8 protein-coding genes are annotated in these 15,821 nt (G+C 69.6%); 7 read left to right on the top strand and 1 reads right to left on the bottom strand.

The genetic code is table 11. The features are described from left to right. Nucleotides 1-377 precede the first annotated feature (377 nt). From acnA to AC4IJH_RS21380, 3 genes are all read left to right on the top strand, one after another. Nucleotides 378-3,092, top strand: coding sequence for an aconitate hydratase AcnA (gene acnA / locus AC4IJH_RS21390; protein WP_490853405.1), 2,715 nt, complete (start codon nt 378-380; stop codon nt 3,090-3,092). A 198-nt stretch (nt 3,093-3,290) separates the two neighbouring features. Further along, nucleotides 3,291-5,288 carry an ATP-binding protein gene (locus AC4IJH_RS21385; protein ID WP_490853404.1) on the top strand — a complete coding sequence of 666 codons (1,998 nt, stop codon included), beginning with the start codon at nt 3,291-3,293 and terminating at the stop codon, nt 5,286-5,288. Next, entirely contained in the window at nt 5,285-6,799 is a 1,515-nt protein-coding gene (locus AC4IJH_RS21380; protein WP_490853403.1) for an ABC transporter substrate-binding protein, read from the top strand. Before AC4IJH_RS21385 ends, AC4IJH_RS21380 begins: the two co-directional genes overlap by 4 nt. 87 nt (nt 6,800-6,886) lie before the next feature. On the opposite strand, the gene AC4IJH_RS21375 is transcribed toward AC4IJH_RS21380, so the two are convergent. Next, nucleotides 6,887-10,213 (bottom strand): GH92 family glycosyl hydrolase, encoded by a 3,327-nt coding sequence (locus AC4IJH_RS21375; protein ID WP_490853416.1) that lies wholly within the window; start codon nt 10,211-10,213, stop codon nt 6,887-6,889. Between the two features lie 505 nt (nt 10,214-10,718). Here AC4IJH_RS21375 and ngcE point away from each other — a divergent pair. From ngcE to AC4IJH_RS21355, 4 genes are all read left to right on the top strand, one after another. Continuing rightward, nucleotides 10,719-12,152, top strand: coding sequence for an N-acetylglucosamine/diacetylchitobiose ABC transporter substrate-binding protein (ngcE, locus tag AC4IJH_RS21370; RefSeq protein WP_490853402.1), 1,434 nt, complete (start codon nt 10,719-10,721; stop codon nt 12,150-12,152). Between the two features lie 79 nt (nt 12,153-12,231). Next, entirely contained in the window at nt 12,232-13,155 is a 924-nt protein-coding gene (locus AC4IJH_RS21365) for a carbohydrate ABC transporter permease (RefSeq protein ID WP_490853401.1), read from the top strand. After that, a complete protein-coding gene (locus tag AC4IJH_RS21360; RefSeq protein ID WP_490853400.1) occupies nt 13,155-14,135 on the top strand; it encodes a carbohydrate ABC transporter permease in 981 nt (326 codons plus the stop codon). The genes AC4IJH_RS21365 and AC4IJH_RS21360 overlap by 1 nt, the downstream gene beginning before the upstream one ends. Before the next feature lie 370 nt (nt 14,136-14,505). After that, nucleotides 14,506-15,705 carry an ROK family transcriptional regulator gene (locus tag AC4IJH_RS21355; protein ID WP_490853399.1) on the top strand — a complete coding sequence of 400 codons (1,200 nt, stop codon included), beginning with the start codon at nt 14,506-14,508 and terminating at the stop codon, nt 15,703-15,705. Nucleotides 15,706-15,821 lie beyond the last annotated feature (116 nt).

The raw sequence follows: 15,821 nt of genomic DNA, 5'->3' as shown, positions 1-15,821 counted from the left end.
CCTTGCGGTATCACCGTGTGCAACGGGGATGGCTACTTTGGGTGAGTGGACGGCGTCGTGGCCGGTCGGGGGCGGCGGCCGGGTTCTCGTGGACGGCGCGAGGGATCTTCGAGGTCATGAACGTCCAGGTCACCGTCGAAGTCGGTGCTGTCCGCCGCGGGTGGCGGGGCGGGGTGGCCCAGGCCACGGTGGGCAGGGCATGACCCCGCGGCGGCGATGTACTAGAGTTATCTCGACATCGAGATATCTGCCGAGAGGCGTACCGCTGCCGCGCTAGTAAGGCTCACCTAACTAAGCCTTACCTTAGCTGATCGGCATGGACCTGCAACGGCAGGATTGCGGTGGTACGCGCGAATTCATGCATGAAGGAGACTGTCGTGTCGGCGAACAGCTTCGACGCCCGCAGCACGCTGCGCGTGGGCGACGAGTCGTACGAGATCTTCAAGCTGGACAAGGTCGAGGGCTCCGCACGCCTTCCCTACAGCCTGAAGGTGCTGCTGGAGAACCTGCTCCGTACCGAGGACGGCGCGAACATCACCGCCGACCACATCCGGTCGCTCGGCAACTGGGACTCGCAGGCGCAGCCCAGCGAGGAGATCCAGTTCACGCCGGCTCGCGTGATCATGCAGGACTTCACCGGCGTGCCCTGCGTCGTGGACCTCGCCACCATGCGTGAGGCCGTCAAGGAGCTGGGCGGCGACCCGGCGAAGATCAACCCGCTGGCCCCGGCCGAGCTGGTCATCGACCACTCCGTCATCGCCGACAAGTTCGGCACCAAGGACGCCTTCGGCCAGAACGTCGAGCTGGAGTACGGCCGCAACAAGGAGCGCTACCAGTTCCTGCGCTGGGGCCAGACCGCCTTCGACGAGTTCAAGGTCGTCCCCCCGGGCACCGGCATCGTCCACCAGGTCAACATCGAGCACCTGGCCCGCACCGTCATGGTCCGCAACGGCCAGGCCTACCCCGACACCCTCGTCGGCACCGACTCGCACACCACCATGGTCAACGGCCTGGGCGTGCTGGGCTGGGGCGTCGGCGGCATCGAGGCCGAGGCCGCGATGCTGGGCCAGCCGGTCTCCATGCTCATCCCGCGCGTCGTCGGCTTCAAGCTGACCGGTGAGCTGCCCGCCGGCACCACCGCCACCGACCTGGTGCTGACCATCACCGAGATGCTGCGCAAGCACGGCGTCGTCGGCAAGTTCGTCGAGTTCTACGGTGAGGGCGTCGCCGCCACCTCCCTCGCGAACCGCGCCACCATCGGCAACATGTCGCCCGAGTTCGGCTCCACCGCCGCGATCTTCCCGATCGACGACGAGACGCTGAAGTACCTGCGCCTGACGGGCCGTGACGAGCAGCAGGTCGCGCTCGTCGAGGCGTACGCCAAGGAGCAGGGCCTGTGGCTGGACCCGGCCGCCGAGCCGGACTTCTCCGAGAAGCTCGAGCTGGACCTGGCCACGGTCGTCCCCTCGATCGCCGGCCCCAAGCGTCCCCAGGACCGCATCGTCCTGGCCAACGCCGCCCAGCAGTTCGCCGTCGACGTGCGCAACTACGTCTCCGAGGACGAGGAGGCGGGCAAGGAGTCCTTCCCGGCCTCCGACGCCCCGGCCACCTCCAACGGTGTCCCCTCGCGCCCGACCACGGTCACGGCCCCCGACGGCTCGACCTACGAGATCGACCACGGCGCCGTCACCGTCGCCGCGATCACCTCCTGCACCAACACCTCGAACCCCTACGTCATGGTCGCCGCCGCGCTCGTGGCCAAGAAGGCGGTCGAGAAGGGCCTGACCCGCAAGCCGTGGGTCAAGACCACCCTCGCCCCGGGCTCCAAGGTCGTCACCGACTACTTCGACAAGGCGGGCCTGACCCCCTACCTCGACAAGGTCGGCTTCAACCTCGTCGGCTACGGCTGCACCACCTGCATCGGCAACTCCGGCCCGCTGCCGGAGGAGGTCTCCAAGGCCGTCAACGAGCACGACCTGGCCGTCACCTCGGTGCTCTCCGGCAACCGTAACTTCGAGGGCCGGATCAACCCCGACGTCAAGATGAACTACCTGGCCTCCCCGCCGCTGGTCGTCGCGTACGCCATCGCGGGCTCCATGAAGGTGGACATCACCACCGAGGCGCTGGGCACCGACCAGGACGGCAACCCGGTCTACCTCAAGGACATCTGGCCCTCCGAGGCCGAGGTCAACGACGTCGTGGCCAACGCCATCGGCGAGGACATGTTCAACAAGTCCTACTCCGACGTCTTCGCGGGCGACGCCCAGTGGCAGGCGCTGCCGATCCCGACCGGCAACACCTTCGAGTGGGACACCGAGTCCACCTACGTGCGCAAGCCCCCGTACTTCGAGGGCATGCAGATGGAGCCGGCGCCGGTCACCGACATCTCCGGTGCCCGGGTCCTGGCCAAGCTGGGCGACTCGGTCACCACCGACCACATCTCCCCGGCCGGTGCCATCAAGGCCGACACCCCGGCGGGCAAGTACCTCACCGAGCACGGCGTCGAGCGTCGCGACTTCAACTCCTACGGCTCGCGCCGTGGCAACCACGAGGTCATGATCCGCGGCACCTTCGCCAACATCCGCCTGCGCAACCAGATCGCGCCGGGCACCGAGGGCGGCTTCACCCGCGACTTCACCGTCGAGGGCGGCCCGGTCTCCTTCATCTACGACGCCTCGCGCAACTACATCGAGCAGGACATCCCGCTCGTCGTGCTCGCGGGCAAGGAGTACGGCTCCGGCTCCTCGCGCGACTGGGCCGCCAAGGGCACCGCGCTCCTGGGCGTCAAGGCCGTCATCGCCGAGTCCTACGAGCGCATCCACCGCTCGAACCTCATCGGCATGGGCGTCCTGCCGCTCCAGTTCCCCGAGGGCGCCTCGGCCGAGTCCCTCGGCCTGACCGGCGAGGAGACCTTCTCCTTCGAGGGCGTCACCGAGCTGAACAACGGCACCACGCCGCGCACCGTCAAGGTCACCACCGACACGGGCGTCGAGTTCGACGCGGTCGTCCGCATCGACACCCCCGGCGAGGCGGACTACTACCGCAACGGCGGCATCATGCAGTACGTGCTGCGCAGCCTGATCCGCAAGTAAGCGGCAGTACGCAGCAGTTGAGGGCCGCACCCCTGGATGTCAGGGGTGCGGCCCCCGTCGTGTCCGATACGAGCCGCTGCGCCGGGCGCGGTGGCGACCGGTGGGTGCAACAGGGTTGCAACTGCCCTATGTCACGGGGATATTGATCCCCCTCTCGAGCTGCCACGCCGGCGTGGCGGTGAGCGCAGGGGGTGGGCGATGCCGCGGGAGTGGGCGGGGGAGTCCGAGCGCGACCGGTCGGTGCAGACCTACCTCGCCTCGCTGGTCCTGCCCGGGGCCGGAGGACCGGCGCCGGAGCAGCGGCCCGTCACGCTGGTGCTCGGCCCGCGCGGCAGTGGAAAAACGACCCTGCTGAGGGCGCTCGCCCACTGGGCGCGGAACGCACCGGTCCTCCAGCTGGATCTGGCCGCGTTCGCACGGCAGGAACGCCGGCCCGTCGACGTGCTCAAAGCGGTGGCGTTCGGGCTCGAACCCCGCAAGAAACACGTACCGCGCCTGTCCTTCCCCGCCTTCCGGCTGGTGTGCGCCGCACTGGACGCCGAGGTCGACCCGCACGACCGGGCCGCGACCCGGCGCCGCCTGGGCCAGGAGCTGGCCGGCCCCCCGTCCCAGTGGCTGGCGGACGTCAACCAGGTGGCGCAGGCGGCCGCTTCGATGGTGGGCCTGCCCTCCGCACTGGCCACCGCGCTCCAGCTGCTGCCCCTGGGCGAACGGGGCTGGCTGCACAGCCGGGTGCGCTGGAACCTGACCGACATCCGCAGGTCGGCCACCGTCAAGTCCGCCCTGGACGTCCTGATCGAACTCAACCTCGCCTACAACGGCGGGGTTGACGAGGACCGAAGACGCACCGAACGCGTGGTGTGCGAGGTCTTCCTGCGCGAACTGCGCCGCTGCTACGCCAGGCAGGACTGGGCCGTGCGCTGTCTGGTCCTCCTGGACAACGTCGACAACCGGCTCGGCGGCGAGGTGCTGCGCCTGCTGCTCCAGGAGCGCCGGCCGGCGGACCGCGACCTGCTGGTGATCCTGGCCATGGCCGGCAGCTACCCCGAAACGCTGCAGAACGTGGAGTACGGCTGGCAGTACGCCGGTGACCCCCCGGGCCGCTGGCTCCCCGGCACGGCCTTCGCCCCACAGGACGTCGCCGACGGGCTGCGGGTGGGACAGCTGCGCGACCTGACCCGCACCGAGGTGGAGCAGCAGGCGGCGGAGATCCTGCAGACCGCTTCGGCGCCCGCACCCCGGGGCAGTGCCGGGGCGAGCTGGCTGGGCTGGGCGGTGCACGAACTCACCCGCGGCCAGCCGGCCGGCACCGCCCGCTTCCTGGCCGCGCTCCACGACTTCGAGAGCGGCGCGGAGTGGGAGGTGCGGCTGCGCGCCGTCCTGCGGCCCGACGGCGGCCTCGTCCCCGTGCTGCTGGACAGACTGCTGCCCATCGACGCACCGGAAGGGTTGCGGGAGTTGCTGGCCAGGGCCGCCGCCGCGCCCGACCTGGCCCAGGCCCTGGTCACCCGCCGGCTGCGGGACGAGGCCGCCGACCAGCTGCGCACCGCGTACCACGCCTTTTGCCGGGATCGGCTGTGCACCATGCACCTGGACACCGGTGACACCCGCGCCGACGGCGGCACGGGAACGCCGCACCCGCTGCTGCGCCGCCTGCTGCTCAGCTCCCTCCAGGACCCGCACACGGTCCACGCCGAACTGCGCGCGGAGGCCCAGGCGCGCGGCGAGCCGAGGCTGTCCGCGTACCACGCGCTGGCCTCCGGCGACCTGCCGGCCGCAGCCGCGTACCTGGACGCCGCCTTCGAGCGGGTGGCGCCCGAGGCGTGGTGCGCCGACCTGTGCCGGCTGCGCAGGGCGCCGCTGCCCGCCCGCGCCGTGGGCGAGGACGGCGGATCCCCGTGGCAGCGGTACGAATCCTTGGTACGACACCTGGGCGACGAGGCCGTCGGCCCGCGGCTGCGCACCATCACCCGCCTCCTGGCGGCGAGTTGGATCGCCCCCGAACCGCCCGAGGACCCGGCCACCGACCTCGTCGGCGACCCCTACCGCGAACCGCTCGCAGACCCGTACGCATCGCTGTACGCGGAGATCAACGCACGTTTCCACACGCTGGCCGCCGCCCACACCCAGCGCGTCGCCTGGACCGCCGCGCTGCTGGACAAGGCGGAGCAGTACCAAAAGGAGCCCTGGCGATGACCACGACGGACCTGTCCGTTCCCCGGCGCCCGCGCAACAAGGTGCTGCTGGCGCTCCTCGTGGTGGTCCTGGCGGCAGCGATCGGCTACGGGGGCCACCGCATCGACCGGGCGCTGAACGAATGCGCTTCCGGCGTCCCCAAGAAGGACAGCGGCGAGTGCGTCGGAGTGACCGACGGCGGCTACGCCTTCCCCGGGCTGCGCGACATCAGCGAGCGGATCCACGCGGAGAACCGCAGGGTCGCCGCATCCGGAGAGAGATCGGTGGCCATCGCCTACCTCGAATCGATGTCCGGCGGCACCGAGGACCGTGGCCCCGAGGGCACCCGGCAGGCCGTCACCGGCGCGCACATCGCCCAGCTCGAACTCAACGCCGAGCGCGGCACCCTGCCCCGCGTCCGATTGCTGCTGGCCAACACCGGCCGCGACGACGCGTACGCGGACGAGGTGGCGCGCATGCTCCTGGACCGGCAGGGGGCGGACCGGCTGGTCGCGGTCGCGGGCATCGGGCAGAGCAACGACCGTACGGCCAAGGCGGTCAGCACCCTGCGGGCGGCCGGGGTGCCCACGGTCGGCGCCACCGTCGCCGCCGACGAGATGCGCTCCGAGCGTCCCGGATTCTTCCGGGTGTCCTTCCCGGCCGGCGAACAGGCGGCGGCCGCGGCCCGCTACGTCAGGAAGCTCCAGGGGGAGAAGGCCGGATACCGCGTGCAAGTGGTCCGGGACAGCAAGGCGGGGGACGTCTACGACGCCTCGCTCTACACGGGGTTCATGGACGCCGCCCGGCGCGTGGGCGTACGCGTCGAGGAGGTCGTCCCCTTCACCTCGGGCGCCGCGCCGGGCGAGGGCAACGCGCTGCGGGTGGTGGCGGAGAAGGTCTGCGGCACCGGACCGCCGCCCGACGCCGTGTACTTCGCGGGCCGTGGACGGGAGCTGCGCAGCTTCATCGAGGCCGCAGGCGAGAACCGGCGCCGCTGCCCGGTGACCGTGCTCTCCGGATCCAGCGCGGTGGGCGTCTACTTCGACACCAGCCACGCGCGGGGCGAACCGGAGCTGGCCGAGCTGGGCAGGCGCTGGAAGGCCAGCGGACTGCGGGCCCTGTACACCGCCTACACCCACCCCGACGCGTCCGCACAGCTCTACAAGGGCCGCGAGAACGGCCCGTACCCGGACTTCGAGCGGCGCTATCTCCAGGTGCGCGGCGGCAGCGCGCGCACCTTGGACAACGGCCAGGCGATGGTGGGGCACGACGCGGTGTACACCGCGGGCATCGCCGCCCGGCGGGCCCTGGACAGCTACGGCCAGGGCGAGGTCACCGCGCGGACGGTCCTGGACCTGCTGGGGCAGACCGGCGGCAGCTACCGGATACGCGGCGTCAGCGGCCCGATCGCCTTCGAACCGGACACCGGCGAGCCGGCCGACCGGCCGATGGCGCTGGTGGAACTGGGCGCACCGGGGGAGCGGGGGCGCGAGAGCACGCAGTACCGGTTCGTGCAGACCCTCTCACCCTGAAGGGCCGTACCCCGCGCGGGAGTTCCGCGCCGTGGGTACGGCCCCGGGCTGTCGGTCAGGTGCTTTGCCGGCCTGACGGCCCGTCGGTCAGGAGAGCAGTTCCACCTCCGCCAGGGTCGCGCTGCCGTTCAGGGTCAGGCGGTAGTGGCGGTAGGTGCCCGGTGACGCCGGGCTGAAGACCCGGGTCTGGCGGTCCCAGGTGAAGGACTCGTCGCTGCGGCGGTCGACCTGGCGCCAGGTGCTGCCGTCGTCGGAGCCCTCCAGTACCCAGGAGCGCGGTGCCGTGGACCGTGCTGCCGAGGTGAGGGTGTAGGAGGTCACCCGGGAGCCCGGGGCGACCCGGAGCTTCGCCTCGGTCACCGTCGCCGAGGTATCGGAGGTGTTGTCCGTGAGGGCGCCGCCGTCCGGCACGGTCGCGTCGCCCTGCGGCGTGGGCACCTTGTCGTCCTGGGTGATGGAGCTGGGGGCGGCGTTCTTGCCGCTGCCCCATGCGGACGGCTCGGGGCCCATCGCGAATTCCAGGGTGCCGCCGCGGGCCAGCAGCCGGTGCGGCAGCGCGGTGGAATTCCAGGGCTTCCCGTTCACCTTCAGCCCCTGGACGTACACATTGCGGGCACTGTTGCGCGGGGCCTTGACGACGAGGTCGCGGCCGCCTTCGAGATGGACGGTGGCCTTGGTGAACAGCGGGGAGCCCACGGCGTATTCGGGCGCGCCCATCACCAGCGGATAGAAGCCGAGGGCGGAGAAGATGTACCACGCGGACATCTCGCCGTTGTCCTCGTCGCCGGGATATCCCTGGCCGATCTCGCTGCCGAGATAGAGCCGGGAGAGGACCTCGCGGACCTTCTCCTGGGTCTTCCAGGGCTGTCCCGCGGCGTCGTAGGCGTAGGCGATGTGGTGCGAGGGCTGGTTGCTGTGCCCGTACATGCCCATTCGTACGTCCCTGGCCTCGGTCATCTCGTGGATGACTTGGCCGTAGGACCCGGCGAACTCCTTGGCCGCGGTTTCGGGAGTGGCGAAGTAGGCGTCCAGTTTCCTGGCCAGGCCCGCGCGGCCGCCGTAGAGATTGGCCAGGCCCCGGGTGTCCTGGGGCGCGGTGAAGGCGAAGTTCCAGGCGTTGGTCTCGGTGTAGTCGTGGCCCCACACCCGGGGGTCGAAGGCGGCAGGCGGCAGGCGCCAGGAGCCGTCGGCGTTTTTGCCCTGGAAGAAGCCGACCTTGTCGTCGAAGAGCTTGACGTAATTGCGGGCGCGGTTGAGGAAGTAGGCCGACTCCTCTTTGTAGCGGGCCTTCCCGGTCTTCTCGTACAGCGCCTCGCCCATGCGGGCCAGGCCGAAGTCGTTGAGATATCCCTCCAGTGCCCAGGACATGCCCTCGCCGGTCTTCGTGCTCGTATATCCCAGGAAGGGCGAGGTGTTCATGCCCTTGCGGCCCACCCCGGCGCTGGGCGGTGCGACGGTGGCGTTCTTCAGCGCCGCCTCATAAGCGGCCTCGACGTCGAACTTCACGCCCTTGCCGTACGCGTCGGCGAAGGCGACATCCGAGCTGGTACCGGTCATCAGATCCGCGTAACCGGGGGAGGACCAGCGGGAGATCCAGCCGCCGTCCTTGTACTGCTGGACGAATCCGTCGACCATGCGGCCGGCCCGTTTCGGGGTGAGGAAGGAATAGGCGGGCCAGGTGGTCCGGTAGGTGTCCCAGAAGCCGTTGTTGACGTACACCTGCCCGTCCACGATCTTCGAGCCGGTGCGGGTGGGGGTGTCGGGCCGCTCCGCGGGCGAGAAGGGGCTGGCGTAGCGGCTCTTCGAACCGACCTTCTCGAAACCGGAGTTGGGGTAGAGGTAGAGCCGGTAGAGGTTGGAGTACAGGGTGGTGAGCTGGTCGCGGGTGGCGCCCTCGACCTCGATCCGGCCCAGCAGATCGTCCCACTGCGCCTGCGCGCGGTCCTTGGTGCGGCCGAAGGAGGCGCCGCCGGGTATCTCGCGCCGCAGATTGTCCCTGGCCTGGTCGACGCTGATCAGGGAGGTGGCGATCCGCATGGTGACGGTGCGGTCGGCCCCGGGATCGAAGCGGAGATAGCCGGTGACGTCCGGGCCCCCGCCGCCGCCGAGCCTGCCGCCGCCGGTGACGGGGGCGTCGAAGACGGCGTACACGAACATCCGGGTGGCGCCGGTGGACAGCCCGCTCTTGACGTCGGAGAAGCCGCTGACCACGCCGCGCCGGGTGTCCAGCGTCAGGCCGCCCTTGTTGTTGACGTTGTCGAAGATCAGGCTCGCGCTGTCGCCGGGGAAGGTGAAGCGCATCATGGCGGCGTGGTCGGACGGGGTGATCTCCGCCTTGAGGCCGTTCTCGAAGGTGACGCCGTAATAGTGCGGCCTGGCCTTCTCGTTGGCGTGCCGGAAGGGCAGCGCGCGGGCGCTGCGCGAGGCGTCGGGGGTGCCCGCCGCGGTGGACGGCATGACCTGGAAGGTCTGCCGGTCGCCCATCCAGGGGCTGGGCTCGTGGCTGGCGCTGAAGGCCTGGAGGGTGGGCAGGTTCGCGGCGTTGTTCCTGCGCGCGTACTCGTACAGCCAGTCCGTGGAGCCCGCGTCGGTCACCGGCGTCCAGAAGTTGAAGCCGCCGGGGACGGCGGTGGCGGGGAAGGTGTTGCCGCGCGAGAAGCCGCCGCTGGAGTGGGTGCCGCGGGTGGTGACCGCGTAGTCGCTCAGATGCGCCAGGCGCTTTTCCGGAGCCTTGGGGCCCAGGGCGATGTCGTCGACCCAGCCGCGGAAGGCCGGGGCGGCCTTGGGGGCGGCGGGGGAGTCGTACGCGATCAGGATGCGGTCGATGGTCTTGCCCGCCGCGACCGCGCCGATCCGGGACTCCCGGTTGTTCCACTGGTTGACGTACAGCGTCTTGGCGTCGGCCTGGCCGCGCGGGGTCAGCGGCGCGCCGTACTGGTCGCGTGCGCCCAGCCGGCTCAGATACGTCCCGTCGGTGAACGCCAGATCGAGTGCGGCATGCGTGGCGGGATAGGCCAGATCCGTCCTCGACATCTCGGGGAAGATCTTGTAAGAGAGCGAAGTGGCCGGGGTGACGCGGACGTTGACGTCGAAGACCTTGTTGTACGCGTGGCCGCGGCCGGGCGCGGTGTGGGTGCCCGCGTAGCGCAGCGCGTGGGTACCGGTGAAGCCGGCGTTCTTCTTGGCGGTGGGGGAGTCGGCGGGGCCGGTGTCCGGGCGGCTGCTCATGCCGGGAGCGCCGGGTGCGTCCTCGCGCTGGACCCCGGAGGTCCACGGTCTGCCGTCGGGGCCCGTCTCGGCGGTGTCGCGCCAGTCGGGGGCCGCCTCGCCCGGTTCGAAGGAGGAGCTGAACTCCTTGGCGGCGCCGGTGGGTTGAGGTGGCGCGGCGACGGCGGCTCCCTGGGCCGTCACCACGAGCAGGGCCGCCGCCGTGAGCGCGGCGGCGCGCGCCGGGAGTGCCGAGGGTCTGAGCCGTCCCGGCCACTGGAGTCGTCCGGATCGCTGTCTGTGCCGCACGCGAGCCCCCCAACGAGGTTGACATCGTTGTCAGTTACGTGACGCAGAGACAAGTAAGGGGTGTGGGGCGAATGGTGTCAAGGGTGCGTGGGAGAGTCGCGGGCTTATGGTCCGGACCAATTGGGCGCATGTCGAAGAGGTCTCAACTCGGGAAAGACGCAGCCCAACTCTGCTTTCGATCTTGCTCAGTTGACGGGAAGTGGACTATACCTGTCGGCGTCCGAGCGGCTGTGCGATGGGGGCCGCGCGGACCCGGGGGAACCCGCGGCGGATCATCAAGACATTCTCTGCGAATCTCTGGCGCGCCCGGCGCACATCCCGTACAACTCAGCTTCATCTGACCCGCGGTGCCGGGGTGGCTCCGGTACACCGCCTGAGTCCTGAAGAAGGCGAGGACTTGAGCATGGGATCCACCTCAGAATTCAGCCGTCGCGATCTGGTCAAGCGGGCCACCGCCCTCGGGATCATCGCCGTGCCAACCATGAGCGCCCTGGCCGCCTGCGCCGGCGGCGGCAGTGACGACGGCGACAAACCGGAAAAGGGCAAGAAGAGCGAGAAGAACCCCCTGGCGGTCAATGACAGCGCCGCCCTGGACGTGGTCATCTTCGACGGCGGATTCGGTGACCAGTACGCCAAGGACGCCGAGGCCGCGTACGTCGCCGCCTTCCCCAAGACCCAGGGCAAGGTCAAGCACACCGCGACCCAGGAAATCCAGACGGTTCTCCAGCCGCGCTTCAACGGCGGAAATCCGCCCGACGTCATCGACAACTCCGGTGCCAAGCAAATGGACTTCGGCACCCTGGTCGGCCAGAACCAGCTCGCCGACCTCAATCCGCTGCTGGACGCCCCCTCCTTCGACGACCCCGGCAAGACGGTGCGCGAGACGCTGCGCCCCGGCGTCGTGGACATGGGCAAGTTCGGCGGCAAGGAGACCTGGGTCCTCTACTACGCCTACACCGTGTACGGCGTGTGGTACTCCAAGACCAATCTCAAGAAACTGGACGCGGAATACCCCAAGACCTGGGACGAGATGCTCGCCCTGTGCGCGAAGGCGAAGAAGCAGGGCGTGGCCGGCTGGACCTATCCCGGCAAGCACCCCTACTACATCCCCTTCAGCCTCTACCCGCTCATCGCCAAGATCGGCGGCGCCGAGGAACTGCGGAAGATCGACAATCTGGAGCCGGACGCCTGGAAGAGCCCGGCCGTCAAAACGGCCTTCGAGGCGTACTACGAGCTCTTCAAGAAGGGCTACATCCTCCAGGGCACCCCGGGCCTGGACCACCTCCAGTCGCAGAAGGCCTGGGCGCAGGGCAAGGCGCTGTTCATCCCCAACGGCTCCTGGGTGGAGCACGAGTCCGCCAAGCAGTTCCCCAAGAACTTCGACCTCGCGGTGGGCGCCCCCTCCAGCATGAGCACCTCCGACAAAATGCCCTTCGGCACCCTGTGGGCCTCCGGCGGTGAGCCGTTCATCGTGCCCCGGAAGGCCAAGAACCCCGAGGGCGGCATGGAATTCCTGCGCATCATGCTCGGCAAGAAGTCCTCGCAGAACTTCATCAAGCAGGTCTCCTCGCTCACCTCGCTCAACGGTGGCACCGATGGGCTCACCCTGCCGCCCGGCCTGACCTCAGCCCAGCAGGCGCTGGAGGCGGCGGGCACCAATGTCGTCAACCCCCGCATCCAGGACTGGTACGTGGCGCTGCAGAAGGAGAAGATCGGCACCGGCGCGCTGGGCGAGATGATGGCGGGACGGATGACGCCCGACGAGGCGATCAAGGCCTGTCAGCGGTACACCGACGAGACCCGCAACGACAGCAACGTCAAGAAGTACAAGCGCTGACCGATGAGTTCGACGCGTCACCGTCGGCGGCCCCCGCGCACCACGCGGTGTCTGCCGGGAAAGAACGGGATCGGTAGTCATGCAGCACGGTAAGTACCGCTTCATCGCGGGGTTCCTGGTCCTGCCCCTGGCGATTTACGCGATCTTTGTGATCTCGCCGTTCGTGCAGGCGATCTACTACTCCTTCACGAACTGGACCGGGCTGAGTCCGGACCTGAAGATGATCGGGTTCGAGAACTACTCCCGGCTCTTCAAGGACGATGTCTTCTGGGCCGCGGTGGGCAACAGCGTGGTCCTGCTGCTCCTGCTGCCGGTGGTGACGCTCTCGCTGGGGCTGTTCTTCGCTTTCATGCTCAACGTCGGTGGCCGCCGCAGGAAGAAGGCGGTCATCGGCGGTGTGCGCGGCTCGGGCGCGTACAAGATTCTGTATTTCTTCCCGCAGGTGCTCTCGATCCCGATCATCGCGCTGCTCTTCCAGTTCGCCTACAACCCCGAGAGCGGCGCGCTGAACTCCTTCCTCCAGGCGATCGGTCTGGACGGGGTGCAGCCGAACTGGCTGGGCGATCCCGAGCTGGCCCTGTGGTGTGTGATGGCCGCGATGATCTGGGCCAATGTCGGTTTCTACGTCGTGCTCTTCTCGGCGGGCATGACCTCGATCCCCAAGGACTTCTACGAGGCCGCGCTGCTGGACGGCGCCAACCGCTTCAACACCTTCTTCCGCATCACCCTGCCGCTGCTGTGGGACACCGTCCAGACCGGCTGGATCTATATGGGCATTCTCGCCCTGGACGTGTCGGCCTTCGCGTTCGTACAGATCATGAGCGTGGGTCCCGGCGGCCCGAACTATGCCACCGAGGTCCTGCCGCTGTACGTCTACCAGAAGACGTTCCGTGACGGTCAGGCCGGATATGCCACCGCAATCGGAGTTTCCCTGCTCATCGTGACCCTCATCTTCTCGGGCATCGTCATGAAGCTGGGCCGGCGCGAGCGACTGGAGTTCTGATGAGCGCGCAGAGCAACCCGTCCGACGTTTCCGCGCAGAGCGCGCCGGGCGGACCGGGCCGGGAGGGCGGCGGCCGGCTGCCGGGGCAGCGGGACGGCGGCCCGGGCGGCCCGGCGGGGAAGGCGCTGCTGGCCGGTGCGAGCGGCGGCAGCCAGGGCCGGGTCCTGAACGTCTTCTCGCACGGAGTCCTGGTCATCTGGGGCCTGTTGGTCACCCTGCCGCTGCTGTGGGCGGTGGTCAGCTCCTTCAAGGACGACAGCGAGATCTTCGGCTCGCCCTGGGGCCTGCCCGCCGCGCTGCACTTCGACAACTGGGCGCGCGCCTGGGACAAGGCCGACATGGGCCAGTACTTCCTCAATTCCCTGATCGTGGTGGGTGGTTCGCTGGTTGGCACCATGCTGCTGGGGTCGATGGCGGCCTATGTGCTGGCCCGGTTCGACTTCCCGGGAAACCGCTTCATCTATTTCCTGTTCGTGGGCGGCATGGGCTTCCCGGTCATCCTGGCGCTGGTGCCGCTGTTCTTCGTCATGAAGAACATGGCGCTGCTGGACACCTACCACGGGCTGATCCTGGTCTATATCGCTTATTCGCTGCCGTTCACCGTCTTCTTCCTCAGCGGGTTCTTCAAGACCCTGCCGACGTCGGTGGCCGAGGCCGCGCTGATCGACGGGGCCTCGCACACCCGCACCTTCTTCCAGGTGATGCTGCCGATGGCCAAGCCGGGCCTGATCAGCGTGGGCATCTTCAACTTCCTGGGGCAGTGGAACCAGTACCTGCTGCCGACGGTGCTCAACGTCGGCGACCCGGACAAGAAGGTGCTCACCCAGGGGCTGGTGGCGCTGGCGGTCAGCCAGGGGTACAAGGGCGACTGGTCCGGCCTGTTCGCGGGTCTGACCATCGCGATGCTGCCGGTGCTCGCCGCGTACATCATCTTCCAGCGGCAGGTGGTGGCAGGTCTGACGGCGGGCGCGCTCAAGTAGCGGGCACAGCGGGCTCGTACGGCCCGTACCCGCAGTAAGTGATCTCGTGAATTCGAGACATGGAGGGATACTTCGGGCACCTGTGAGGCGGCCGCCGACCGTGGCGGCCGCCCTCCGCGGGGCGTCCGGGGCCGCCACCGGGCGGGTACGGATGCCTGGATCGCGTGGATCGTCCCGCGCTGACCGCCTCCCGGGGCCTCCCGCCCCGGCACAGGCCTTGACGGGAGACGGCCCGGGCAGCTCAGCTAGGCTTCATATGTTGGAGACATGTCGGGCCCCGCTGACGCGGCCCGGCCGGCGGGCGGCCGTCGAGCCTTTCCCAGCAGCCGCTGGGAGGGGCCCTCGGGCCCAGGCGGGAGTGGATGAGTCGATGGAGACTCCGGGGTCGCAGTCCTCGCTGCACCGGGCCAATCTGGAACGGGTCGTACGGGCCGTGCGCATGGCGGGCTCGCTGACCCAGGCGGAGATCGCCCGGACCACCGGGCTGTCCGCGGCCACGGTCTCCAACATCGTGCGCGAGCTCAAGGACGGCGGGACCGTCGAGGTCACCCCCACCTCCGCGGGCGGGCGCCGGGCCCGCAGCGTCTCCCTGTCCGGCGACGCCGGCATCGTGGTCGGCGTCGATTTCGGCCATTCCCATCTGCGCGTCGCCGTCGGCAACCTCGCCCATCAGGTGCTCGCGGAGGAGTCCGAGCCCATCGATGTGGACGCCTCGGCCGCCGACGGCTTCGACCGCGCCGAGCGCCTGGTCAGCCGGCTGATCGAGACCACCGGCATCGGCGTCGACAAGGTGATCGGGGTCGGCCTCGGCGTACCGGGACCCATCGACATGGAGTCCGGCACGCTCGGCTCGACGGCGATCCTGCCGGGCTGGAGCGGTACGAACCCGCGCCGGGCGCTGTCCGAGCGCCTGGGCGTCCCGGTGTACGTGGACAACGACGCCAACCTGGGCGCGCTGGGCGAACTGGTGTGGGGCAGCGGGCGCGGCGCGGCCGACCTGGCGTACATCAAGGTCGCCAGCGGTGTCGGCGCGGGCCTGGTCATCAGCGGGCAGATCTACCGGGGCCCGGGCGGCACCGCGGGCGAGATCGGGCACATCACGCTGGACGAGTCGGGCCCGGTGTGCCGCTGCGGCAACCGCGGCTGCCTGGAGACCTTCACCGCCGCCCGCTACGTCCTGCCGCTGCTGCAGCCCAGCCACGGCCCCGACCTGACCATGGCCGAGGTGGTACGGCTCGCGGGCGAGGGCGACCCGGGCTGCCGCCGGGTGATCGCGGACGTGGGGCGGCACATCGGCAGCGGAGTGGCCAACCTCTGCAACCTGCTCAACCCCAGCAGGGTGGTGCTCGGCGGCGATCTCGCGGAGGCGGGGGAGCTGGTGCTGGGACCGATCCGGGAGTCGGTTTCGCGCTATGCGATCCCCAGCGCGGCACGGCAGTTGGGGATCGTGCCGGGTACGCTCGGCGGTCGTGCCGAGGTGCTGGGCGCGCTCGCGCTCGTGCTGAGCGAGATGGGCGATTCCACGCTGCTGGACGGGGCGCTGTCCGCCGAGGCGCCGGCCCTGGCCTGAGGTCCGGCGCGGGAAACGGCGGCGGGTGTCGGTTTTTCCGGTCCCGCTTTCCGCACCGCCGTGGCCGTCCGCCGCGGAATCGTCCGGATCGCTGTATTCACTTGGCGCAAAGTGAG

This window comes from Streptomyces sp. UF-297 (assembly GCF_058245575.1).
This window is presented reverse-complemented; position numbering and strand designations above follow the sequence as displayed.

What these genes read in the sequence shown, in the direction of transcription:
- AC4IJH_RS21385 (WP_490853404.1), top strand. Translation starts at nt 3,291, where the DNA reads ATGCCGCGGGAGTGGGCGGGGGAGTCCGAGCGCGACCGGTCGGTGCAG.
- AC4IJH_RS21380 (WP_490853403.1), top strand. Translation starts at nt 5,285, where the DNA reads ATGACCACGACGGACCTGTCCGTTCCCCGGCGCCCGCGCAACAAGGTG.
- ngcE (WP_490853402.1), top strand. Translation starts at nt 10,719, where the DNA reads ATGGGATCCACCTCAGAATTCAGCCGTCGCGATCTGGTCAAGCGGGCC.
- AC4IJH_RS21365 (WP_490853401.1), top strand. Translation starts at nt 12,232, where the DNA reads ATGCAGCACGGTAAGTACCGCTTCATCGCGGGGTTCCTGGTCCTGCCC.
- AC4IJH_RS21360 (WP_490853400.1), top strand. Translation starts at nt 13,155, where the DNA reads ATGAGCGCGCAGAGCAACCCGTCCGACGTTTCCGCGCAGAGCGCGCCG.
- AC4IJH_RS21355 (WP_490853399.1), top strand. Translation starts at nt 14,506, where the DNA reads ATGGAGACTCCGGGGTCGCAGTCCTCGCTGCACCGGGCCAATCTGGAA.